Origin of the sequence: Streptomyces turgidiscabies Car8 (assembly GCF_000331005.1) — a bacterium.
GTDB classification, from domain to species: domain Bacteria; phylum Actinomycetota; class Actinomycetes; order Streptomycetales; family Streptomycetaceae; genus Streptomyces; species Streptomyces turgidiscabies.
In genome coordinates this window covers 1-23687 of record NZ_AEJB01000684.1, presented here as the reverse complement: position 1 = coordinate 23687, position 23687 = coordinate 1, and the positions used below count along the sequence as shown (strand labels likewise).

The window sequence follows — 23687 nt, the reverse complement described above, 5'->3', positions numbered from 1 at the left end:
GGCCGGGCCCGCTCGGGATGAGGGCCGGAGAGTGGGCTCGGGACAGGGTCGGTATTTGTACGGATGGTGCGGCGGGCCGGCGGGGGCTTTTCTGTTCGGCACAGCCTGTCCTCCCGACCGGCGGCGTCACGAACCTCGCGCCACACCCCTCGCAGCCCGTCCCCGACGGGCACATCCCCTGGGAGAGCACCGCCATGACCTCATCCCCGTTCGCCGGCTCCGCGGCCTCGCGCAGACAGTTCCTCGCCTGGTCCGGCGCGGCCCTCGCCCTCGCCGCCGCCGGCTGTTCGGCGCCCGGCGGCGACACGGCGTCGTCAGGGCAGAAGGCCGCCGACGGCAAGGGGTCCGGTGAGCCCCTGACGAAGATCGGCCTGGACTACCCGTTCACCCAACTCCCGCTATACGCAACGCTGGTGAAGCTTTCCACCGCCGCCGCGAAGAAGCACGGAGTCTCCCTGCTGACGACGAGCGACGGCAGCAGCGCCGACACCCAGGCGACCAACCTCACCACGTGGGTCGCCCGCAAGACGCCCGCGATCGTGTCGTTCCCGATGGTGTTCGAGGCCGCCGAGCCGATGGCCAAGGCCGCGCTGGACGCGGGCCTGATCTGGGTGACGTACGGCGGCACGCTGGAACACCAGAGCGCCGACATCCGGTTCAGCTTCCGGGAGGGCGGCACGCTGCTCGGCGAGGCGGCGGCCAGGTGGGCGCTGGAGAACCTCGGCGGCAAGGGCAAGATCGCCTTCCTCACCGACAGTACGATCGAACTGGGCCGCGAACGCACCAAGGGCATGGTCGACGCCTTCACCAAGCTGGCGCCCGGCGTCGACGTGGTCGCCCAGGAGCAGGCCATCGACCCCGACACCGGCCTGAGCAGGACGAAGGCCATCCTGGCCAAGCATCCCGACCTCAATCTGGTCCTCGGGGTCACGGACGCGGCGGCGTACGGCGGCTACAAGGCGCTGGAGCAGACCGGGCGGGCGAAGGACGACGCGAAGACGTTCGTCGGCGGGCAGGACGGAGCGGCGCCCTCGCTCCTCGCGATCAAACAGGGCACCTTCTACCGCGCCTCCGCCGCCCTCGCCCCACAGGACATCGCGAACGCCATCGTCGACGTCCCGCTCGCGGTCGCCGCGGGCAAGGCCGACCCCGGTGTGGAGGTGCCGATCGCACTCGTCGGCCCCCGGGACACGGCGAAGATCGACGCCCTGCTCGCCCAGAACGGCTAGGGGAACGTCATGACCGAGCCGAGTCTCCGGATCCGCGGACTGACCAAGTCCTTCGGCGGGGTCCGGGCCCTGGACGGCGTGGACCTGACCGTGCCGATGGGACAGGTCCACGCCTTGCTCGGCCACAACGGCGCCGGCAAGTCCACCCTCATCAAGTGCCTCGGCGGCGCGTTCCCGCCGGACGCGGGCACCATCGAGGTCGGCGGACGGGCGTACGAGCGGCTGAGCCCGCGCGAGTCGATCGCGGCGGGGGTGGCGATCATCTTCCAGACGCTGAGCGTGGTCGACGCGCTCACCGTCGCCGAGAACATCTTTCTCGGCCAGGAGTGGACCCGGTACGGCCGGATCGACCGCCGCGCCCAGGACGAGGTCGCCGCCGGACTTCTGGAACGCGTGGCGGCGACCTGCTCGCCACGCGACCGGGTCGGCGAACTCTCCATGGGGCAGCGCCAGTTGGTGGAGATCGCCAAGGCGCTCAGCCGCAGCGCCTCGGTCCTGGTCCTGGACGAACCGACCGCCGCCCTGTCCGCCGCCGAGAGCGACGCCCTCGCCGAACGGGTCGAGGATCTGCGCGCCCAGGGACTGGCCATCGTCTACGTCACCCATCTGCTGGCGGAGGTCGAACGGCTCGCGGACGCGGTCACCGTCCTGCGGGACGGCCGGGTCGCCCATCACGCGGTGGGCGCCGGACGGCGCCGACGGGAACTGGTCGCCGCCATCGCCGGACGACCGGCGGCCGCACCGGGCGGGGACCGGCCGACGGGCACCGAGTCTCCCGGCCCCGATACCCATACCGGCACTGATACCGCCACCGACACCACACCCCGCGCCACCAACTCCCCCGCCTCTCCAGTGGCGCGGGGTGTGGGCTTCCCCGACGGAGGCCTGGTGCTGGAGGGCCTGCGCGGCCCCGGCTTCGGACCCGTCACCCTCACCGTGGGCAGCGGTGAACGCGTCGGCCTGTACGGGCTCATCGGTTCCGGCCGTACGCGCATCCTGGAGACCCTGTACGGCAGGCGCCGCGCGTCCGGCGGCACCGTGCGGGTCGGTGACCGTACCGTCAGGGCCGTCCGGCCCGGCGACGCGCTGGCCGCCGGCATCGCCCTCGTACCGGCGGACCGGCGCAGACAGGGGCTGTTCCCGGCCCTGAGTGCCCGGGACAACGCGCTGCTTCCGGCGGTCCGCCCCCTTGCCCGGTACGGCGTACGGGCACTCGGCGCCGAGCGGCGGCTGTTCGACGCGGTGGCCGGGGCGGTGGGCCTGCGCCCGGTGCGGCCCCGGTTGCCCGCGGCCTCGTTCTCCGGCGGCAACCAGCAGAAGCTGGTCCTCGGCCGCTGGATCAACGATTCCCACGACGTGCGCGTGCTGCTCCTCGACGAACCGACCCAGGGCGTCGACGTGGGGGCCCGGCAGGAGATCTACCAGGTCGTGCGCTCGCTCGGCGCCGACCGGGGCACGGCCGTGCTGTTCGCGTCCAGCGACCCGGAGGAGATCGTCGCGCTCGCCGACCGCTGCCTCGTCGTCGCCGGAGGCCGGGTCGTCGGTGAACTGTCCGGAGCCGAACTCACCGAGGAGGCCCTGCTGTCGGCCGTGCACGACGCCTCCGCCGATCCGCCGGTGCACTCGGAGAACTCGCACAACTCAGGCGACTCGGATGCCGCACCCGCACCCGCACACCAGCGGTCCGCCCCCGCCGAAGGAGAAGTATGACCACCGCCGACTCCGTCCTCGTGCGCCCGCGCGCCCTCGCCGTCGGCGGTCTCGGCACCGTGCGACGGCATCCGCTGATCCTGGTGCTGGCCGTGATGGTGCTGGTGTTCCAGGTGTCCACGGGAAGTTTCCTCGACCCGGCCAATCTGCGCGGGATCGCCACCGACGCGGCCACCCTCGCCATCGTCGCCGTGCCGCTCGCGCTGCTGGTGATCAGCGGGTATCTCGATCTGTCCGTCGGTTCGACGCTCGCCCTCGGCGGGCTGGTCGCCGGCTGGCTGGCCGGCCAGGGGCAGTCGCCGGTGGTCGCCGTGCTGGGCGGACTGGCCGCCGGGGCCGCGGTCGGTGCCGTGAACGGCGTGCTGTGCTGCTACTTCGGCCTGTCGGCGTTCATCGTGACGCTGGGCATGCTCACCGCCGTACGCGGACTGGCGCAGCAGCTCTTCCCGTTGCCGCTCAGCGGGTTCGGCGCCGGGTTCGCGTGGCTCGGCGGGTCGCGGATCGCGGGGATCGCGGCGCCGGTCGTCATCGCGGTGGCCGTGCTGGTCGCGGGCGCCCTGTTCCTGGCGCTCACGCCGGCCGGGCGCCACGTCTTCGCGATCGGCGTCAACCGGGAGGCCGCGTATCTGTCCGGCATCAGCGTCCGGCGTACGCCTTTCGCGCTCTTCGTCGTCACCGGCGTGGCCGCCGCGCTCGCCGGAGCCATCAAGGCGTCCGTCCTGGACAGCGCCGTCGGCGGGACCTCGGGGGCCGGGTTCGAGCTGACCGTGCTGACCGCGGTACTGCTGGGCGGGGTCGCACTGAGCGGTGGTTCGGGGTCGGTCCTGGGAGTACTGCTCGGCGTGCTGTTCCTCGGCAGCCTGCAGAACGGGCTGACACTGCTCGACGTGCCCACCTTCTGGCAGCAGATGGCACAGGGGACCGCTCTGGTGGCGGGGGCCGCGCTCGCCCACTTCGCACCCCGGTCGGCCCGGTGAACCGCTGTGGCCGATGTGTCGACCTTTCGGTTGTGAACCCGGTCAACACCAGCAGGGCTGCCGGCTCCATCAACACCGTGAACTCCATGAAAGAGGTTTCCGCGTGAGCGACAGCTCTCCCACCCTGATCCTGACCGGCGGTCAGGTGCTCACCGTCGACGGCGACTTCACCGTGGCGGAAGGCGTCGCCGTGCGCGGCCGGGACATCGTCGCCGTCGGGACCGACGCCGAGGTACGCGCCCTCGCCGGCCCGGACACCCGCGTCGTCGAACTCGACGGACGTACGGTCCTGCCCGGCATCAACGACTCCCATCTGCACGGGGCCGCCTACGGAATGACGAAGCCGCCCTTCGCCATCGACGTCGGCCATCCTTCCGTCGGCTCGATCGCCGACATCGCCGAGGTCGTGCGGCGGGCGGTCGGGGAGGCGCCGCCCGGCGCGTGGGTGGTCGGTCTGGGCTGGGATCCCGGATACCTGACGGAGTGCCTGGAAGACCCACGGCGGCTCCCGCACCGCGGAGACCTGGACGCGGTCGCGCCGGACCACCCGGTCTGTCTGACCGACTTCTCCTCCCACATGGCGTGGCTCAACACCGCGGCGCTGCGTGCGTGCGGGATCGACGCGGACAGTACGGCGCCGGGCGGCGGCGTCATCGACCTCGGCGCGGACGGGCAGCCCACCGGCATCCTGCGCGAGGCAGCCCAAGGGCTCGTGCAGGCCGGCCTCCCCTCCCCCACCGTCGCCGAGCGACGCCGGGCCATCCAGGGGGTCGTCCGCGAACTGCACTCGCGTGGGATCACCAGTTACACCGAGCCCGGTCTCGGGCCGGGCGGTGCCGGGACCTTCTTCGGCGGGCTGAGCACCGACAACTGGACGGCGTACGCCGAACTGGCCGCGGAAGGTGAACTGGACGCCCGGATCAGCGTGCTGCTGCTGCCCGCGCCGATGGGCGGCTCCGCCGACGACGTACGCAAGGGTCTCGCCGAGCTGCGCCGGCCGGAGTCGGCCGACCCCCGGCTCCTCAACGCCATCGGCGTCAAGATCTTCGCCGACGGGGTGCCGCCGAACCGTACGGCCTGGATGAACGACCCGTATCCCGAGGGCGGTCACGGCGCGCTGTGCGTACACGGGGCCACGCCCGCGCTGCAGGTGGACGAGTTGCGGGAGATGATCCGGGTCGCGCACGAGGCCGGTTTCCAGCTCGGCGTGCATGTCACGGGCGACCGGGCGATCGACACCGTCGTCGACGCGTTTCTTGCCGCCGAGACCGCCGCGCCCCGCGCCGACGCCCGGCACTACGTCATCCACGGCGACTTCATCGGCCCCGACAGCCTGGCGAAACTGGCGGCGCACGAATACGGGGTCAACATGAACCCCGCCATCAAGTGGACCATCTCCGACCTGATGGACGAGGTCGTGGGACCCGTACGGTCGGCGTACCAGTGGCCGGTGCGGTCGGCGATCCAGGCCGGGGTACGGGTGTGCGCGAGTTCCGACGCGCCGATCACCAGGCCGGACTGGCGCCAGGGGGTGGCCGCGATGCTGCTGCGCGAGTCGAAGGCCAGCGGCAGGCCCAGCGGCCCCGAGCAGTGCGTGACACTCGCCGAGGCACTGCGCGCCTACACGGCCACCCCGGCCTGGCAGGACTTCGCGGACGACTGGAAGGGCACCATCGAACCGGGCTCGGTCGCGGACCTGTGCGTCCTGGACCGCCCCCTGCTCGGTCTCGACCCGCACGACATCACCGGGGTCGAGGTGGACCTCACGGTGTTCGACGGGCGGGTGGTCTTCGAACGGGGCTGAGCGCTCCGCGGGGCGGGCGGGTGAGTGGGTGAGTCGGCGGTTCTTCGGCTGCCGGCCCGTGGGGGCTGGTCGCGCGGTTCCCCGCGCCCCTTGTGGTGCGCGGGGTCATCCGCGCACCGTCTCCGCACACCTGCGGGCCCGCACGCCCGCACGCCCGCTCCTGATCCTCGCCGCCCCCCGTCTCGCCGTCGGCTCAGTCGGTGCGGGACGCCTGTACCAGCGCGTCGAACAGGGCCTGTTGGGTCGGGTCCCGGTGTGCGGTGTCCTCGGGGTGCCATTGCACGGCCGTGAACCAGGCTCGGGTGTCCGGGAGTTCGAGTGCCTCGATCGTGCCGTCGGCCGCCGTCGCCGTTACTTGGAGGCCGGTGCCGGGGCGGTCGACGTGCTGGTGGTGGTAGCAGGACACCTCCGCCTTCTCGGCGCCGGACACCTCTGCCAGCAGCGATCCCTGACGGATCGTCACCGGGTGGACAACGTGCCGGTGTTCGCGGTCGGGGCCGCCCATGTCCTGGTGCAGGGTGCCGCCCAGGGCGACGTTGACGACCTGCAGGCCGCGGCAGATCGCGAGCAGTGGGACTCCCGACTCCAGTGCGCCACGGGCGACTTGGAGGTCGAAGGTGTCCTGGAGGTCGTCGACGTCGTACACCGTGTCGTGGGTGTCGGCGGCGCCGTAGCGGTGTGGGGCGAGGTCGCCGCCGCCGGGGAGCAGGACACCGTCGAAGCGGGCGAGGCGGGCGGCGACCTCGGGGTCGGTGCCCGGCGCGGGATGGATCGTCGCCGGTTCGCCGCCCGCCCGCCAGACGGCCTCGACCAGGGCACGGGCGTTGACCTCGGCGGCGTACCGCAGGGCGGAGGTGGTGGCGGAGAAGCGGGCCGGGATCGCGATGAGGGGTCTTGCCGCGTCACGGGTCACAGCTGGATCCAGGTGGTCTTGAGCTCGGTGTACTTCTCCAGGGCGTGCGCGGACTTGTCGCGGCCGTTGCCCGACTGCTTCATGCCGCCGAAGGGCACTGTCAGGTCGCCCTCCTCGTAGCAGTTGACCCAGACCGTGCCCGCCTTCAGCGCCCGTGAGACCTGGTGGGCGGTGGTGAGGTTCGAGGTCCACAGGCCGGCTGCGAGGCCGTACTCGGTGTCGTTGGCCAGCCGTACCGCCTCGTCCACGTCGTCGAAGGTGAGGACGGACAGGACCGGGCCGAAGATCTCCTCGCGGGCCAGGCGGGAGCCTGGGCCGACCTGGTCGAACACGGTGGGCTCCAGGTAGCTGCCGCCCGTGTTCTCCAGGACGCGGGTGCCGCCGGTGCGCAGCCGGGCGCCCTCCTGGGTGCCCGTGCCGATGTGGTCGAGTACGCGGCCCAGGTGGGCCTCCCCGACCAGCGCGCCCATCTCCGTGGCCGGGTCAAGGGGGTCGCCTACGCGCAGTTCGCGGGCCCGGCGGACGATCGCCTCGGTGACCTGCTCGGCGACGGCGGAGTGGACCAGGAGCCGTGAGGGTGCGGTGCACATCTCGCCCTGGTTGAAGAAGATGCCCCAGGCGGCGGTGGCTGCTGCCTTCTCCAGGTCGGGGGCGTCGGGGAGGATGATGTTGGGCGACTTGCCGCCCAGTTCCAGCCAGACGCGCTTGAGGTTGGAGTCGGCGGAGTAGCGCAGGAAGTGGCGCCCCACAGCCGTCGAGCCGGTGAACGCCACTACGTCGACGTCGGGGTGGAACCCGAGCGCCCGCCCGGCTCCCGGGCCGTCCCCGGCGACGACGTTGAGGACGCCCGGCGGCAGCCCGGCCTCGGTGCCGAGCCGGCCGAGGACGAGGGCCGACAGGGGGGAGTTCTCCGAGGGCTTGAGGACGACCGTGCAGCCTGCGGCGAGTGCCGGGGCCACCTTCCAACTGGCCAGCGTGAGCGGGAAGTTCCAGGGGACGACCGCCCCGACGACACCGGCCGGTTCACGGGTGACGAGGGCCAGCGCGTCAGGTGCGGTGTGCGGGGACTCGTCGGTGAGTTTGTCGGCCAACTGCCCGTACCAGCGGAAGGTGTTGATGGCGGCGCGCAGTTCGATGTCGTGCGCGTCCGTGATCGGCTTGCCCATCTCCAGGGTGACCGTCAGGGCGAGCGACTCGCGCTGTTCTTCGAGGAGTTCGGCGAACCGCAGCAGTACCCGGCCTCGTTCGGTGGGCGCCAGGCGCGGCCAGGGGCCGGTGTCGAAGGCCCGGCGGGCGGCGGCCACGGCTGCGTCCACCTCGGCGGGCCCGCCGTCGGCGACCTCGGTCAGTACCAGGCCGTCGCGCGGCGAGACGACGGCGAAGGTGGCACCGCCGCCGGGTTCGTCGCGGCCGTCGATGTGGTGTGCGCCGTACACCGCCGGCGCCTTGGCTCGGCGGAGCCACTCGTCGTGGGTGACAGGCGGCATGCGGGCCTCCAGAACAGGTGGGTGAGCGGGGATTGGTCAGGGTCGGGAACGCGTCCACCTGCCTCCGGTGCGGTGGATGCCGCTCCGGAGGCAGGTGGGCGGCCGGGTCAGGCGTCGGCGGCCGGTACGCGCGGTCGGGTCAGCCGGGCGGCGACAAGCCCCAGGGCCATGACGGCCGGGACGGTCAGCTCCAGCCACAGGGCGGTTTCACTGTCGCCGCCGATGAGGGTGGTGAAGTTGTCGAGGATCAGCCAGACGGCACCCGCGACGGCGACCGTGGCCAGGGCGGGGGCGATCAGGGTGTTCCACAGGCGCGTGTCGAGGCGCTCGCGGCGGAAGAAGACGACCACGGACACCGAGGTCAGCAGGTACAGGAGCATCATCCCGAGGACGGCGACCCCGCTGAACCAGGAGAAGAGCGTCAGCACGGGGTCCTTGCCGGCGAGGGCGAAGGGGACCACCAGGGCCACCGCGACGGCCGTCTGGACGCAGCCGGCCACCCAGGGCGAACGGCGGTTGTTGAGCGTGCAGAGCCGGGCGGGGAGCAGTCCGTCGCGGCCCAGCGAGAACAGGTAGCGGTTGGCCGAGTTGTGGAAGGTGAGAAGGCCGGCGAAGAGGGAGGTGGCCAGCAGGACGGGCAGGACGTCGTTGACCCAGTTGCCGAACTGGGCGGCGATCGGCGCGAAGACGAACGCCGTCGAGTCCCCGCTCTCCAGCGCCTGCCCCGCCGCCCCGACGGCCTTGGAGGCGCCGTGCGCGGAGACCAGCATCCAGGAGGTCAGGGCGAAGAAGCTGACGACCACGACGATCGCCAGGTAGGTGGCCCGCGGGACGGTCTTCTTCGGCTCGCGCGCCTCCTCGCCGTAGATCGCGGTGGCCTCGAAGCCGAACATCGACGCCAGGGCGAACATCACGGCCACGCCCGGCGCGCCCTGCGTCACGGCGCTCACCGAGAAGGTCTCCGAGATTCCGAGGCCCTCGGGACCGCCGCCCTTGAAGAGGGTGACCAGGCTGAAGACCAGCAGGATGCTGAACTCCGCGAGGACGAACACCGCCAGCAGTTTGGCGCCCATGTCGATGCCGGTGGCGCCCAGCAGCTGCACGAGGGCCATCGTGGCCAGTGACCACGCCCACCACGGCAGGTCGAGACCCGTGTGCGTGCTGACCAGGCCGCCCACGATGGCTCCGTACAGCCCGTACATGGCGGCCTGGATCGCGCAGTACGCGAAGAGCGCGACGCCCGCGCTGCCGGCGCCGGCGGTCCGCCCGAGGCCTTTGCCGATGTACGTGTAGAAGGCGCCCGCGTCGATGACGTGCCGGCCCATGGTGACGAAGCCGACGGCGAAGAGCAGTGTGACCACGCCGACCAGTACGTAGGCGCCTGCGGTGCCGGGACCGTTGCCGATCGCGACGGAGATGGGGACCGACCCGGCGATGCCGGTGAGCGGCGCCTGGGCGGACAGGACGAGGAAGAGGATGCCCAGCACGCCGAGGGCGTTGGGCTTGAGCTTGCCTGCGGTGGATGCGTCCCGCGCGGTCTGCTCTGGGGAGACCGTCTGACTGTCCACTCGGATCACCTGCCAGGGGAAGAGGGGTAATCGTTTCAGGCCAAACGAGTTGCCTCATGGTGGGGTGGAACTATCCGTTTGGCAAGGGGTTTGGCACGGCGATTCCGACGCCGAAGGGATTTGCGCGATGTGTTCGCACGGCTGTGATCAGCCGGAAACGACTCAGGCCTCGCCGCTGCGGTCGGCGGCCAGGAGACGCAGGACGCCCCGCAGCTCGTCGAGGGCTTCCTCGATGATCTCGCGCTCGCCGAACACGAGCTGGTGCAGGACCAGGCCCTCCAGCGTGGCGAAGACCATGCGGGAGAGTCCCTCGCCGACCGGGCCGGGCAGCAGCTGGGCCAGCTCGCGCCGGGTCGCCTCGAAGTACTCGTCGTCGTACAGGGCACGCAGGTGGGTGAGCAGCTCGGGCCTGCGGCGGGACTCCAGCAGCAGTTCGTACTGGAAGGCCTGGAGGTCGGGGCCGCTCTCCACCATCTCCGTCAGCCCCGCCGAGAAGTCCGCGACGCTGCCCGTACCGGTTTCGAGGTCGCTGCTGGTCAGGGAGGAGCGGATGGCGTGAGTGAGGGCCTCCTCGATCAGCGCGTCGCGCGAACCGAAGTGGTGCACGACGAGCCCGTGGGTGACCCCCGCCTCCTCGGCGACCGCCCGGTACGTGAGCTTGCGGAGCCCGCCGCGGGCCACCACGCGTACGGCGGCGTTCAGCAGTGCCTCGCGGCCGGCTCCGTAGGTCACGCGCTTGCGGGGTCGGCGCGGGGCGGCGGGCTCGGTCATGCCCGTGACCCTACCCGTGACCATGGTCAACGCCGTGGCACCCGGATACCGCGGAACTCCCAGTCGCCGCCGAGCGCGGTGGACAGCACCTCCTCGGACTCGGTGGGCTGCGCGCCGACGTCGGTCCGGATCGGGGTCGGCCCGGTGACGATGTGGTTCGTCAGCCGTCCGAGGCCCTCGACCTCGACCTCGACGACGTCCCCGGGCTGGACGGGCCGGGAGTTGGCGGGCGTACCGGAGAGCAGGACATCGCCCGGACAGAGGGTGATGGTGCGGGCGATGTCGGCCACGAGGTAGTGCATGTCCCACTCCATCTCGTCCGTCGAACCGTCCTGCACGACCTCGCCGTTGACGTACGTGCGCAGGTACTTGCCGTGGAAGTCCCAGTCGGTGACCAGGCCGGGGCCGAGCGGGCACAGCGTGTCGGAGCCCTTGACGCGGAGCATCGAACCGGCGTCGGTGTCACGGAAGTCGTGCAGGCCGTAGTCGTTGGCGACGGTGTATCCGGCGATGTAGTCGCCCGCCTCGGCCTGCGAGATGTTGCGCGCGGTCCTCCCGATGACGATGGCGACCTCGCCCTCGTAGTTGAGCCACTTGCAGCCCTCGGGACGGACGACCGCGCCCCGGTGGGAGTTGAGGGAGGAGGTCGGCTTGTGGAAGTAGGTGGGGGTGGAGGTCAGCTGTATCTGGAACTCGTCGACCCGGCTGCGGTGGTTGAGATGAACGGCGACGACCTTGGACGGCACGACGGGAGGCAGGTGGTGCGCGTCCTCCGTCTTGACCCGGCGGCCGTCCCCGGCGACGAGTTCGTCACCGTCGACGGTGACCTGGACGGTGGCGCCGTCGAGGAGGATGCGGCGGTATTCGGGCATGTCAGGGCTCCTGTACGGGGGTTCGGGGGGCGGTCCAGCCGGCGGCGGGGCGGTCGAACCACAGGTGGACCTGGCCGGTGCCGACGGAGTTCTCGTACTCGCCGTACTGGCGGGCGGGTGCGGTGCAGGCCTGCTCACCGAGGGCGCCGGCCAGCATCAGGTAGTGGAAGAACTTCGCCTCGGGCTTGAACTTCCAGAACTCGTCCATGGTGTCGAGGACCTGGTCGTGCCGGCCCTCCTTGAACCAGGCGATGCGCTCCTCGTCGGCGGCGCGGGCCTCCGGGGTGAAGATGTGCGCCGGGTCGCTGGATTCGTGGTCGCGGATCTGGCGCAGCGGCCAGAAGGTGTGCGAGAGGGCACCGGAGGCGATGACGAGGACCCGGCGCCCCGGGGTGGCGGCGATACCGTCGGCCAGCGCCCGCCCGAGACGCAGATGGTCCTCCATGTCACCGGTCTGGCAGACCCCGATGGTCACCCACCGCTTGTCGGGCAGGCCCTCGCCGAGGAACTTCCACAGATTGATCGTGGCGTAGTACACCGGCAGGTGGTCGTCGTCGATCGGGGTGATCCACGTGCCGTGCTTGTCGGCGAACTGAGCGATGTTGTGAGCGAGTTCGGGGTCGCCCGGATAGTCGTACGGCATCCGGCACATACCGCGCGGCAGCTCCTCGGAGGTGAAGAGACCGGCCCGGCGCTGCTGGGCGCCGACGACGAACTCGACGGTTGTGGCCCAGTGCGAGTCGAGGACCACGACAGTGTCGTACTCGTTGGCGGCATCCCTCTCGAAGACCTCCCGGCGGAGCTGCCGCAGGCCGGTGACGAGGGTGATCTCCCTGCCCTCGTTCAGTTCCAGCCGGTCGGCCTCGGGCAGCACGATGGTGGGCACGTGGGCGAGCAGACCCGCCCCGACGATCTCACCCATGGTTGTTCCATCCGTTCGGCGCGGTGACGGTGTTCTTGAGGTCGCAGTAGAAGTCGAAGCTCCAGGTACCGCCCTCGCGCCCGACCCCGGAGAGACGGGAGCCGCCGAAGGGCGCCTGGAGGTCGCGTACGAAGAAGCAGTTGACCCAGATCGTGCCCGCGACGAGCCGTGCGGTGACGCGTTCGGCACGTTCGGGGTCGCCGGTGGCGAGGGTGGCGGCGAGGCCGAACCGGGTGTCGTTGGCCAGCCGGACCGCCTCGTCCTCGTCGGCGAAGGTCTGGAGGGTCAGGACCGGCCCGAAGACCTCTTCCTGGACGATCTCCGAGTCCTGGGCGACGTCGGTGAGCAGGGTGGGCGCGTAGTACTGCCCGCCCCCCTCGGTGCGGTGCCCGCCGATGACGGCCCGTGCCCCGTCGGCGAGGGCCCGCTGCACGAACCCGTCGATCTTCTCCAGCTGGCGGAGGTGGATGTTGGGGCCGAGATCGGTGGCCTCGTCGCGCGGGTCGCCCTGCGTCAGCTGTGTCGCCCTGTCGACGAAGCGTCGGGTGAACTCGTCGGCGATCGACTCCTCGACCAGGATGCGGGTCGCGGCCAGACAGACCTGCCCGGCGTTGTCGTACTGCTCCACCGCGAGGTCGACGGCGAGTTCCAGATCGGCGTCGGCGAACACCAACAGCGGTGACTTGCCGCCGAGTTCGAGGCTGAGCGGGGTGAGGTTCGCGGCGGCGGAGGCGGCGATGTGCTTGGCGGTCGGCACGGATCCGGTGAAGCTGATCCGGCGTACGTCCGGATGCGAGGTGAGCGCGTCGCCGATCTCGGAGCCGTAGCCCTGGACGACGTTCAGCACCCCGGCGGGCAGCCCCGCCTCGGCGGCGATGTCCGCGAGCAGCGACGCGGTGAGCGGTGACCACTCTGCCGGCTTGAGGATCACCGTGTTGCCGGCGGCGAGCGCCGGGGCGACCTTCCAGGTGGCCAGCATCAGGGGGGCGTTCCACGGGGTGATCAGGACGCTCGGGCCTGCCGGGTCCCACGAGACATGGTTCGTGTGTCCCCGGGTCTCGAAGTCCTCGTGGTCCAGTGTCAGCAACCAGTCCGCGAAGAAACGGAAGTTGTGCGCGACCCGGGGCATCACCCCCCGGCGGTGCGAGCGGAGGAGGGCGCCGTTGTCGTTGGTCTCGACGATGGCCAGCTCTTCGATCCGCTTCTCGACACCGTCGGCGACGGCGTGCAGGATACGGGCCCGCTCGGCGCGGGAGGTCGAGGCCCACGCAGGAAAGGCCGCCTTGGCCGCGGCGACGGCCGCGGAGGCCTCGACGGGCCCACCGCGAGCGATCTCCCCGAGGACGCGGCCATCGATGGGCGAGTTGTCGGTGAAGGTAGTGGCGGACCCTACGCGTTCGCCACCGATCCAGTGCCGGGTATCGACAGAAACTCCGGCGACGATGATTTTGTCAGCCATGAGAAGGGCTCCTATTGAACGAAGTTGGGGCAATCTGACCTGCCTCTAGGGGCGCGGGGAACTGCGCGACAAGCCACGACGCACCCGCACCCACCCCCGGACCTCACCCAGCAGCCACTCCGGACGTCCCCGACTCGAGAAGCCGCCCGCCGTCCCAGACCACGCCAACCTGCCGGTAATACGCGGCAATAGGCTCACGAATCTCCAGCCGGGCCAGTTCCTCCGTAGGCGCGTCGAACAACTCCAACGACGCCTCCCCCACCCATGCCTGCCCACCTTCGAAAGACGCCGCCCCGGACTCGACCAACTCGTCCAACGCCAGCCCCTTACCGCTCTCGATGGACGGCAACCAGCGATGGTGAGCCATGGGATGCCCGTTCACGAACCCGTTCGTCGCCGAAGGCTCCCGCAGCGTCACCACCACCTGCGCCAGCCTCCGGTCGGCCGCCGCCAGCGTCGCCCCGAACCGTGCCCCCGCCTCGATCCGCGGAGCGGGCCCGTACGGATGCGGACGCGTCTGGTGGATCGACCCGAACTTCTTCGGATACCCCTGGTGCAGCCCTCGAGCGATCGCGAAGTCCTTGTCGACCCAGATGTAGACGCACCGCGAGTACGTCTCGCCCCGGTACTTGCAGCGGACGACCGCGAACGCCTCCTTGTACTGCCCCCGTACCGGATCCAGCAGCTCGTCCCCGGACGCCGAGCACGACTGCCAGTCGGCCCAGATCAGGGCGACCGCACCGGGATCCTCGTCGGCCAACTCCAGCGGCTGGGGCAGCAGTTCACGTACCCGTGCGGGATCCGTGCGGTACTCGACGGTCAGCAGGTCGCCCGAGTAGCGCCAGGGCGGCGAGGGGATCAGCGACGAGGCACCGCTCGCCGTCTTGGGGTGGAAGAACCCACGGGGGCTGGTCACTTGGAGGCTCCTTGCACGATGAGGTCGGACTGCGCGGTCACGGTCAGGGCGGGCTGCCTGAGCAGTTCGGCGCGGTAGCGGGCGGCTTTCGCGGCTGTGGCGGGTCCGCCGAGGGCGACGACGCCGACGAGCCGGTCACCGGAGTGGTAGCCGACGAGGACGTCGGCGGCCGGGTCGCCGTCCAGGACCCGCACGTCGTCGATGCCGAGCACGGGCGCCCCGAAGGACTGGAGCCGGAAGTCGTGCTGGTCGCTCCAGAAGGTGGGCAGCGGCGCGAAGGGCGCCAACTCCCTTTCTCTGCCCGCAAGATGAGCGGTCAACGACTTCGCCGCATGCTTCGCGGTGTCCGTCGGGATCGACCAGTGCTCGACGCGACGGGGTACGCCGTCGTAGCGGGCGTTGGGGAAGCGGGCCACGTCGCCGACCGCGACGACCTCCGGGCGCCCGCCCACCCTGAGCCGTTCGTCGGTGAGCACGCCGTCGCCGAGGTCGATCCCGTTGCCGTCCAGCCACTCGACGTTGGCGACGGAACCGACCGACTCCACGACGACGTCGGCCGGCAGGACCGTACCGTCGCCGAGGACGACGCCGGTGACGCGGTCGTCTCCCTCGAAGCCGGCGACCGACGTGCCGAGCGCGAAGCGCACCCCGCGTTCCTCGTGGCGCCGGAGCAGGGCGCGGGCGAGGAGTTCACCGAGGGGTCCCACCATGGGCAGGGGCAGCGGGTCGACGACGGTGACCTCGGCGACGCCGAGTCCGACGGCGGTGGCGGCGACCTCGCAGCCGATGAATCCGGCGCCGACCACGACGACCCTGACTCCGGGCCGGGTCAGTTCTTCGCGCAGTTCCTGGGCGTCGGCGAGGGTGCGTACGGTGTGGCGGCCGGCCCGCGGACCGGGGCAGCGCAGGCGCCGGGGGCGCATTCCGGTGGCGGCGACCAGACCGTCGTACGGGAGGGTCGAGCCGTCGTCGAGGTCTACGGCGCGCTCGTCGAGACGGGCGGCGACGGCCTTCGTGCCGAGGCGCCAGTCGACGTCCGCCGTCGACGCCTTCGGGGTGAAGGCGAGGGAGTCGAAGGATGCCCTGCCGGCCAGCACCTCCTTGGACAGCGGAGGACGGTTGTAGGGCATGTGCGGCTCGTCGCCGACGACCGTGACCGCCCCGGTCCAGCCGGCCGCGCGCAGCTGCTCGGCGGCGCGCAGACCGGCCATGGAGGCGCCGACGACGACCACGCGCCCCGAAGGCACGTTCGCCTCGTCGGTCATGTCAGTCCTCGATCCGGATGGCCTGGAGCGGGCAGACGTCCGCGGCCTCCTCGACCTCGTCGCGCAGCGCGTCGTCGGGGTCGGAGACGTACAGCAGGTGACCGCCGTCGTACATCGAGAAGACGTCGGGTGCCGCGAAGACGCACTGGCCGTGGTCCTGGCACTTGTTCATGTCGACGACGACCTTCATGGCCGGTCCTCCTGGTGGTGAGGGCGTCGGAACGGGGGGAGGGAGGGGTGGAGAGGAGGGGCCCGACCGTTGTCGGACCGGGCCCCCGGCCAAAGGGGGCGGTGACCCGACCCCTGACTCGTTTGGCTTCAAACAAGATAGGAAGCGGTCGGAGTCTGGTCAATAGCTATCCGGATGGATAAATTCTTTCCCCGACCCCCTTGCGGGACAGGTCACTCCTCCATACCGTTTGGCCTCAAACAACGAGCCCGGGATGTCCGCCCGTTCCACGCGCCCCGGCCGCACTCCCCACGCCACCCGCCTCCCGGACCCCCGTTCCGGAGGTACCCGACGTCCGCCCGAGGAGACAACGGTGAGCGCAATCGACCTTCCAGAAGTCCGCCGGCACATGGAGCGGCTCGCCGCCGAGGGGATCGACGTGGTCCGGGTGGTCTATCCCGACCTCATCGGCACGGACCGCGGCCGCGACGTCCTGCTCGACGAACTGCCGCGCGCCTGCGAGCACGGACTCGCCTTCTGCCGGGCCGTCTACCACACCAGCCCCCAGGGTGATGTGGTCCCGGTCAGCGGCGGCCTGGACGCGGGACTGCCCGACATCTGCGTACGGCCCGATCTCGCCACCCTCGTCGCCCTGCCCTGGGAGCCCGGCGTCGCGGTCTGCCTCGGCGACGTCGTCGACCCGGCGACCGGCTCACCCGCGCCCGAGTCGCCCCGCGATCTGCTCCGCGCCGTCCTCGACCGGTGTGCCGAGCACGGGCTGCGGCCTGTTGTCGGGCCCGAACTGGAGTACTTCCTGTGCGATCCCGCACCGGGTGGCGCGAGCGGCTGGCAGCGGTACAACCGGGACCCGGGGGTCGTCTACACGGCCGGTCTGCGCGCCGACCCCGACAACCATCTCCTGCGCACCCTGCGTCACGTACGCGATCTGAACGTCGGCGTGCTCAGCGGCAACCACGAGTTCGACGGCGGGCAGTTCGAGATCAACCTGCTGCACTCGGAGGCCATGTCGGCGGCCGACCGGGCCTTCCGGTTCAAGGCCGCGATCAAGGAACTGGCCCGCAAGGAGGGCCGGCTCGCCACCTTCATGGCGAAGCCCTTCAACGACGCGGGCGGCTCCGGCTTCCACCTCCACCTCTCCTGCGACTCGGACCCCGAGGGAGAAGGCGGCGCGCGCAATCTCTTCGACGACCCCTCAGGCCCGTACGGGCTGTCCGCCACGGCGCGGCACGCGACGGCCGGTCTCCTCGCCCACGCGCCCGCCCTCGCCGCGCTCCTCAACCCGACCGTGAACTCGTACAAGCGCTTCGGCCCCGACACCCTCGCCCCGTGGCTGATCGACTGGGGCCTCGACAACCGCAGCGCCATGGTCCGGGTGCCGCCGGAGCGCGGTGCCGGGGCCCGGCTCGAACTGCGGCTCGGCGACGCCAGCGCCAACCCCTACCTCGCGATCGCCGGCGCTGTGGCCGCCGCGCTGCTCGGCGTGCTCGCCGGTCAGGAGCCGGCGGCCCCACTGGAGGGCTACGGCTACGACACCGACAGGTCCGCCGTGCTGCCGATGAGCCTGACGGCCGCGCTCGACGCCCTGGAGGCGGACACCGCCCTGACCGAGGTGCTCGGCAAGGACTTCGTCGCCTCCTTCCTCTCGTACAAGCGCGACGAGGTCGAACGCTTCGGACGGCACGTCACCGACTGGGAGTTCACGGAGTACGCGTACCACCTCTGAGCGCCCTCTCCCGTACCACTGATCGCTTCCGCAAGCCCTCCTGGAGCCTTCGATGACCGAGACCCTGCCTGCGTCCGCCGCCCAAGAGCCACTCCCCCTCGACGCCGTCGACCTCGCCGACCTCGACAACTTCACCGACGGGGTGACCCCCTGGCGGATGTTCCACACCCTGCGTCACGAGGACCCGGTGCACTGGCAGCCGGAGGAGGCGCCCAACTCCGGTTTCTGGGCGGTGACCCGGCACGCGGACATCGCGCGCGTCGACCGTGACGCGGAGACCTTCACGTCCACGAAGTTCGTGAACCTCGAAGAGGTCGACGAGGACCAGATCAAGAAGCGCGCCTCGATCCTGGAGCTGGACGGGGTGCGGCACCGCGCCCTGCGCAGCGTGATCCAGCGGCAGTTCGGCGCGGGCGTCATCAACAGCTACACCGACTTCCTGCGCGGGCTGACCGCGCAGACCCTGGACGCGGCGCTGGCCAAGGGGAGTTTCGACTTCGTGAAGGAGGTCTCCGCCGACTTCCCGATCAACGTCCTGGCCCGACTGCTCGACGTTCCGCCCACGGACAACCAGCAGCTCATCGACTGGGGCAACCGGATCATCGGCAACACCGACCCCGACTACGCCGACGTACTGCTGCACAGCGCGGAGAGCGAGAAGTACCGCGACCTGCCCTTCCGCTCCCCCGCGTCCCTCGAAGTCTTCGAGTACGGACGGGAGTTGGCCAGGCAGCGGCGCGGCGGCGAAGGCACCGACCTCGTCTCGAAGCTCGTCAACACCACCCCGCGCGACGGAGTGCCGCTGTCCGCCCAGGACTTCGACAACTACTTCCTGCTGCTGGTGGTCGCCGGCAACGAGACCACCCGGCACACCATCACCCACTCCATGCTGGCCCTCCTCCAGCATCCCGAGCAGCTCGCCCGGCTGAAGGACGACCCGTCGCTGATCCCGACGGCGGTCGAGGAGTTCCTGCGCTGGGCGTCCCCCGTCTACCACTTCCGGCGCACGGCGACCCGGGACGTCGAGCTGGGGGGCAAGCAGGTCAGGGAGGGTGACAAGGTCGTCATGTGGTACGCCTCCGGCAACCGCGACGAGGCGGTCTTCGGCAACCCGTACGACTTCGACGTCGCCCGCACGGACAACGACCACGTCACCTTCGGCAAGGGCAGTCCGCACCTGTGCCTGGGCAACCTTCTCGCCCGCACCGAGATCCGGATCATGTTCGAGGAGCTGATCCCGCGCCTCGCGGACATCCGGCTGACGGGGGAGGTTCCCCGCGTGCGCTCGAACTTCGTCAACGGGATCAAGAAGCTGCCGGTGGAGGTAACCCTCGCGTGAGGCACCCGGCCAATCCGGAGGGCACTCAGTTCCCCACATGGAGCGCACTGAGTGCCATCAGCCCCGTCCGGATGCTAGTTTCCCGACCATGACCAAACCGCCCATGCGGGACGCCCTGGTCGCGGCGGCCTTCCAGCTGTTCCTGGAGCGGGGCTACGAGCAGACCACCGTGGACGACATCGTGGCGCTGGCCGGGGTCGGGCGGCGATCGTTCTTCCGCTACTTCCCGTCCAAGGAGGACGTGGTCTTCCCCGACCACGAGCGGTGCCTGGCCGACATGACGGCATACCTGGCCGACAGCGCCGAGGACGCGGAACCGGTCGGGCGGGTGTGCGCCGCCGCCCGCATGGTGCTGCTCATGTACGCCGAGAACCCGGCCTTCTCCGTCCAGCGCTACCGGCTCACCAAGAAGGTCCCCGGGCTGCGCGCCTCCGAACTGTCGGTGGTCTGGCGGTACGAGCGTGCCCTGGCCGCGTATCTGCGTGAGCGTTTCGCCGGCCGGCCCGACGGGACGCTCCAGGCCGACGTGATCGCGGCGGCCGTCGTCGCGGCCCACAACAACGCGCTGCGCTCCTGGCTGCGCTCGGACGGACACGGAGACGCCACCACGGCCGTCGATCACGCCCTGAATTACGTGAAGTCCGCGTTCGGCACCCCGCCCACACCCCCGGAAGAGACCGAGCCCGGCTCCGAGCCCGGCTCCGACGACGTGGTGGTCGTCGTCTCGCGGCGCGGGGCGCCGATGTGGCGGGTCGTCCAGGAGATCGAGTCCGTACTGAGGTCCCCGCGCGAAAATTGAGGGTACGCAGTGCCTTTACGCATGACACTGAGTGCCATACCCTGAGGCCGTGCACGGTGGCACGGCGAACCGCGCACTTCGGATTCAGGCCGAGCGCAGGGAGACACCGTGTACCACTCACTAGGCGCCACGCGTCCGATGGGCGCAGGTTCCGCCACAGGCCTGCTCGACGCACCGGCCGACACGAACACCCTGGTCTTCCAGCGCTGCGGCTGGTGCGCCACCGCGATGTACCACCGGCTGCTGTGCCCGGTCTGCGCGGGCAGCGACCTGCGCATGGAGCGCAGCGAGGGCACGGGCACGGTCCGGCACGCCACCGTGGTCAACCGGAACACCCCGGCCGCACGCAATGTGTCACTGGTCGAGATGGCCGAGGGCTTCGTCGTACGAGGCCGGGTGATGGGCCCCGCCATCGGCATCCACGGCGGGGACAGGGTCCGGCTGGCCATGGCGAAGGACCCGGTCCGCGGCGAGCCGGTGTTCCAGTTGCTGGACGAGCCGTACCGGGCCTGGATCTGATACTCCGTCAAACCTGAGGGCGCACTGAGGGGACTCTCCTCCCCCGCTTCCCCAACCCCCGCGACACGCACGTCCATTGATCCTCCTCCACAGGCAACCCACAGGTGCCTGAGCCCGTCCTCCGAGCTGAGAGGGGCCCTTCGGAAGACCGGGGGCTCCTGAGCAAGGGCCAGAGGAGAGAGCATTGCTACGTGCCGGGCGAATATGGGTCACCGCTGCGGCGGTACTCGCCGTGGTGGGAGGATCGCCAGGATGGGCGCAGGCGCAGCAGCCGGCCAGGGCTGAGGTCGCGGCCCAACAACTGCCCTCGGGCTGGACGTTCACCGGTGAAGGTGCGGACCGGCAGCTCGTCTGGCGCTCCGGCAGGCCGGTGCCGATGGGTGACGCGCGCGTCGAGTTCTACGCGGGCGGCCAGTTGCTCGGGCGGCCCCTGGCCGCGCGGGACGGCCGGACGTTCCGGCTGTCGCTGGAGGAGGCACTGAAGGTCAGCGACCTCAAGGGGGCCAAGGCGTTCGAGGACCTTCAAGTGCGGGCCGGTGGACGCCGGTTGGACGCGGCGGGAATCGCGGCGGTCCCGGACGGGCGCCGTGCCGCCGTCGCTCCGCCCGCCGCGGCGCCGGCCAACCCCGTGGACCCCGGCAAGCCGGGCTCGTACCGTACGGTCTCGGGCGAGTACACGCTCGACTCGGTGAAGCTGCCCGGGATGCCCGTGCCGGTGGAGATGAAGGCCGTGGTGGTCGCCCCGACCGGGGCCACCGGCCGCAGGCCTCTCGCCCTGTTCCTGCACGGACGCCACTCCACCTGCTACAAGCCCGGCAGCACCGATGTCGACGGCGCCTGGCCCTGCCCGGCCGGTGAGAAGCAGATCCCGAGCTACCGGGGATATCTGCGCGACCAGAAACTCCTGGCGTCCCAGGGCTATGTGACGGTGTCGATCTCCGCCAACGGCATCAACGCCCAGGACTCGGAACTCGAGGACGCCGGGGCCCAGGCCCGCTCCTCGCTCGTCCGGCGGCATCTCGCCCGCTGGGCGGACTGGGGCACTAACCGGCCCTCGGCACCGGCGATCGTACGGACCGCCCCGCCCGCCGACCTCTCGCGGGTGCTGCTGGTCGGCCACTCGCGCGGCGGCGAGGGTGTCAACCGCGCCGCGATGGACAGCCTGTACCGGCCGCCGGCCGACCAGGACGGGGCCCCCGGTCCGTTGCGCTGGAACATCCGGGGCACCGTCCTCGTCGGTCCGACGATCTTCGGGCAGAACCCGGTCGCCGACGTGCCGTCGATGACGATCCTGCCCGGCTGCGACGGCGATGTGTCCGACCTCCAGGGCGAGTTGGCCGTTGACGGCACCCGCGGGATCAGCAGTGGCACCGCCCTGCACAGCGCGGTCTACGTGATCGGCGCCAACCACAACTACTTCAACACCGAGTGGACGCCGGGGCAGGCGCAGGCACCGGCGGACGACGACTTCTACTCGGACCCGACCGACCGGGACCCGGTGTGCGACGTGGGCACGAGGACCCGGCTTACCCCCGACCAGCAGCACAAGGCGGGCGCCTCCTACATCGCGGCGGCGGCCCGGCTGTTCGTCGCGGGTGACGACCGGGTCCGTCCGCTGCTCGACGGCTCCGGTCTGCGGGCGCCGTCCGCCGACCCGGCGCGCGTCCTCACGCACGCGGTGGGCGGAAACCGTTCGGCCGGCATCCTGCCGGACGGCGCGGTGACCGTGCAGGGCGGCGGCGGACGGCTGTGCTCGGCCGTGGACGACCGTCCCTCGGTCAGGTGTCTGGCCCCGGACGCCGGTCAGTCCCCGCACTTCGCGAGCTGGGCGACGGAGCGGGAGGTCGGCCGCCGAGCGGTCGCCGTCAAGTGGTCGCAGCCCGGTACCGCGGTACGGGTGACTCCCGGGCGACCGGTGTCCCTCGGCGGCGCCAAGGCCCTCGCCCTGCGCGTCGTCGTGCCCCCGAACACCACCGGGACGCAGCTGGACGTGTCCGTCACCGACACCGCCGGCAAGCGCGCCACGCTCGGCCGGGTCCGCGTGGACGGACTGCCCGGCAGCAACCGGACGGCTTCGTACTGGGCCCGGGAGGTCCGCGTACCGCTGTCCGCCGCCGCTCGGGCCGGGGTCGATCTGCGCAAGGTGCGGAGCGTGGAGCTGACCCCGCGCAGCCGTGCGGGACAGGCCCTGCTGATCGACACGTGGGGCTGGCGCCCCGGCACACCCGCGGTGCGCCCGGCCGCGCTGCCGCGCGTCGACCTCGGACGGCTGACCGTCAAGGAGGGCGACTCCGGCACCCGGACCTACCGGGTACCGGTCCGGATCACCGGGCAGGGAGGCGGCACGGTCCGCCTCTACGCCCAGAACCCCGGGTCGGACACGATGACGAGCCGGCTGGTCACGGTGCGCCCCGGCGAGCAGAGCATCGATGTGCCGGTGACGGTGAAGGGCGACACCCTGTACGACTACGACGTCTGGCGCAGCGTGTTCGTGAAGGCGGTGCGCGGTGCGGTCGTCGGCTCGTACAGCGGTGGGGTGAACATCGAGAACGACGATCCCCGGCCCACCGTCACCATCACCCCCGTCGCGGACCGGGTCACCGAGGGAAAGCCTCTGACCTGGCGCGCGACGCTGTCGGCGCCGTCTCGCACCGACATGTACGCCTACCTGGAGGTGCTGCCGGTCACCGGCGGTACGGAACTGTCCACCAAGGATGTCGACCCGGCATGGCTGGCGGACGCCACCGGTGAGTCACCGTCGCCGGAGCGGCCGTTGTCCAAGATCGACGGGCTCTACCTCTTCGTGTCCGTCCCGCCGGGACAGTTGACCGCCGACGTGAGCCTGCCGACGGTGGCGGACACGGTGGCCGAGCCGGAGGAGTCGGTACGGCTGCGGGTGGCCGACTACGACGAGGTGACGGGGGAGCCGATCCCCGGACCCGAGTTCACGGGCACGGTGCTCGACGCGTCGTAGAGGTACGTCGGTCGTAGATGTGCGTCAGTGAGTGAAGGGTGCCCTTGCCGTCGCCGGTGATCGCATCGGCCCACAGGCCGTCGACGGGCCCGGTGACGTCGCGCCAGGTGCGGCCGTTCCAGTGCAGCACCTTGGTCTGCTGCGGTTCGTCCTCGTTGTACGGCGTGAGAGCGGTGATCCAGACGCTGCGGGCGGACTCCTGGTACACGGCCGAGACCACAAGGTTGCTGCCGGCCGGAGCGGTTTCGGT

At 71.1% G+C, this 23687-nt stretch carries 19 protein-coding genes and 1 pseudogene; 9 read left to right on the top strand and 11 right to left on the bottom strand.

Annotated elements, in window-relative coordinates; genetic code table 11:
* Positions 1-194: 194 nt before the first annotated feature.
* From STRTUCAR8_RS47470 to STRTUCAR8_RS47455, 4 genes are all read left to right on the top strand, one after another.
* A complete protein-coding gene (locus tag STRTUCAR8_RS47470) occupies positions 195-1229 on the top strand; it encodes a sugar ABC transporter substrate-binding protein (RefSeq protein ID WP_006383685.1) in 1035 nt (344 codons plus the stop codon).
* A gap of 9 nt (positions 1230-1238) precedes the next feature.
* Positions 1239-2939: a sugar ABC transporter ATP-binding protein gene (locus STRTUCAR8_RS47465; RefSeq protein ID WP_006383697.1), complete on the top strand. Its 1701-nt coding sequence runs from the start codon at positions 1239-1241 to the stop codon at positions 2937-2939.
* Positions 2936-3916 carry an ABC transporter permease gene (locus STRTUCAR8_RS47460; RefSeq protein ID WP_006383693.1) on the top strand — a complete coding sequence of 327 codons (981 nt, stop codon included), beginning with the start codon at positions 2936-2938 and terminating at the stop codon, positions 3914-3916. Before STRTUCAR8_RS47465 ends, STRTUCAR8_RS47460 begins: the two co-directional genes overlap by 4 nt.
* 103 nt (positions 3917-4019) lie before the next feature.
* Positions 4020-5720, top strand: coding sequence for an amidohydrolase (locus tag STRTUCAR8_RS47455; protein WP_006383690.1), 1701 nt, complete (start codon positions 4020-4022; stop codon positions 5718-5720).
* 193 nt (positions 5721-5913) lie between these two features.
* Here STRTUCAR8_RS47455 and STRTUCAR8_RS47450 read toward each other — a convergent pair whose 3' ends face one another.
* From STRTUCAR8_RS47450 to STRTUCAR8_RS47405, 10 genes are all read right to left on the bottom strand, one after another.
* A complete protein-coding gene (locus tag STRTUCAR8_RS47450) occupies positions 5914-6633 on the bottom strand; it encodes a gamma-glutamyl-gamma-aminobutyrate hydrolase family protein (protein ID WP_006383673.1) in 720 nt (239 codons plus the stop codon).
* A complete protein-coding gene (locus STRTUCAR8_RS47445; RefSeq protein WP_006383692.1) occupies positions 6630-8120 on the bottom strand; it encodes an aldehyde dehydrogenase in 1491 nt (496 codons plus the stop codon). Before STRTUCAR8_RS47445 ends, STRTUCAR8_RS47450 begins: the two co-directional genes overlap by 4 nt.
* Before the next feature lie 107 nt (positions 8121-8227).
* The gene (locus STRTUCAR8_RS47440) at positions 8228-9688 is read right to left on the bottom strand and encodes an APC family permease (protein ID WP_006383683.1); all 1461 of its coding nucleotides are present in this window, start codon (positions 9686-9688) and stop codon (positions 8228-8230) included.
* A 162-nt stretch (positions 9689-9850) separates the two neighbouring features.
* Positions 9851-10459, bottom strand: coding sequence for a TetR/AcrR family transcriptional regulator (locus STRTUCAR8_RS47435; RefSeq protein ID WP_006383701.1), 609 nt, complete (start codon positions 10457-10459; stop codon positions 9851-9853).
* Positions 10460-10485: 26 nt separating this feature from the next.
* Positions 10486-11331: a fumarylacetoacetate hydrolase family protein gene (locus tag STRTUCAR8_RS47430; RefSeq protein WP_006383676.1), complete on the bottom strand. Its 846-nt coding sequence runs from the start codon at positions 11329-11331 to the stop codon at positions 10486-10488.
* A gap of 1 nt (position 11332) precedes the next feature.
* Entirely contained in the window at positions 11333-12253 is a 921-nt protein-coding gene (locus tag STRTUCAR8_RS47425) for a 3,4-dihydroxyphenylacetate 2,3-dioxygenase (RefSeq protein ID WP_006383696.1), read from the bottom strand.
* Entirely contained in the window at positions 12246-13712 is a 1467-nt protein-coding gene (locus tag STRTUCAR8_RS47420) for an aldehyde dehydrogenase (protein ID WP_006383686.1), read from the bottom strand. Before STRTUCAR8_RS47420 ends, STRTUCAR8_RS47425 begins: the two co-directional genes overlap by 8 nt.
* 103 nt (positions 13713-13815) lie before the next feature.
* Positions 13816-14628, bottom strand: coding sequence for an acetoacetate decarboxylase family protein (locus STRTUCAR8_RS47415; RefSeq protein WP_006383674.1), 813 nt, complete (start codon positions 14626-14628; stop codon positions 13816-13818).
* Positions 14625-15893, bottom strand: coding sequence for an NAD(P)/FAD-dependent oxidoreductase (locus STRTUCAR8_RS47410; RefSeq protein ID WP_006383700.1), 1269 nt, complete (start codon positions 15891-15893; stop codon positions 14625-14627). The genes STRTUCAR8_RS47415 and STRTUCAR8_RS47410 overlap by 4 nt, the downstream gene beginning before the upstream one ends.
* 1 nt (position 15894) lies before the next feature.
* The gene (locus STRTUCAR8_RS47405; RefSeq protein ID WP_006383684.1) at positions 15895-16083 is read right to left on the bottom strand and encodes a ferredoxin; all 189 of its coding nucleotides are present in this window, start codon (positions 16081-16083) and stop codon (positions 15895-15897) included.
* Positions 16084-16435: 352 nt separating this feature from the next.
* On the opposite strand from STRTUCAR8_RS47405, the gene STRTUCAR8_RS47400 reads away from it, so the two are divergent.
* The 5 genes from STRTUCAR8_RS47400 to STRTUCAR8_RS47380 all read left to right on the top strand — a co-directional run bounded on the left by STRTUCAR8_RS47400 (position 16436) and on the right by STRTUCAR8_RS47380 (position 23437).
* Positions 16436-17806, top strand: a complete 1371-nt coding sequence (locus tag STRTUCAR8_RS47400) for a glutamine synthetase family protein (RefSeq protein WP_006383672.1) — start codon at positions 16436-16438, stop codon at positions 17804-17806.
* A gap of 52 nt (positions 17807-17858) precedes the next feature.
* Positions 17859-19145: a cytochrome P450 gene (locus STRTUCAR8_RS47395; RefSeq protein WP_006383677.1), complete on the top strand. Its 1287-nt coding sequence runs from the start codon at positions 17859-17861 to the stop codon at positions 19143-19145.
* Positions 19146-19248: 103 nt separating this feature from the next.
* A complete protein-coding gene (locus STRTUCAR8_RS47390; protein ID WP_006383678.1) occupies positions 19249-19944 on the top strand; it encodes a TetR family transcriptional regulator in 696 nt (231 codons plus the stop codon).
* Positions 19945-20082: 138 nt separating this feature from the next.
* The gene (locus tag STRTUCAR8_RS47385) at positions 20083-20463 is read left to right on the top strand and encodes a Zn-ribbon domain-containing OB-fold protein (protein WP_006383682.1); all 381 of its coding nucleotides are present in this window, start codon (positions 20083-20085) and stop codon (positions 20461-20463) included.
* Positions 20464-20647: 184 nt separating this feature from the next.
* Positions 20648-23437 (top strand): alpha/beta hydrolase family protein, encoded by a 2790-nt coding sequence (locus STRTUCAR8_RS47380; protein ID WP_006383695.1) that lies wholly within the window; start codon positions 20648-20650, stop codon positions 23435-23437.
* On the opposite strand, the pseudogene STRTUCAR8_RS47375 reads toward STRTUCAR8_RS47380, so the two are convergent.
* Positions 23409-23687, bottom strand: a pseudogene (locus STRTUCAR8_RS47375) (hypothetical protein); the annotation flags it as partial. The gene STRTUCAR8_RS47380 and the pseudogene STRTUCAR8_RS47375 overlap by 29 nt on opposite strands.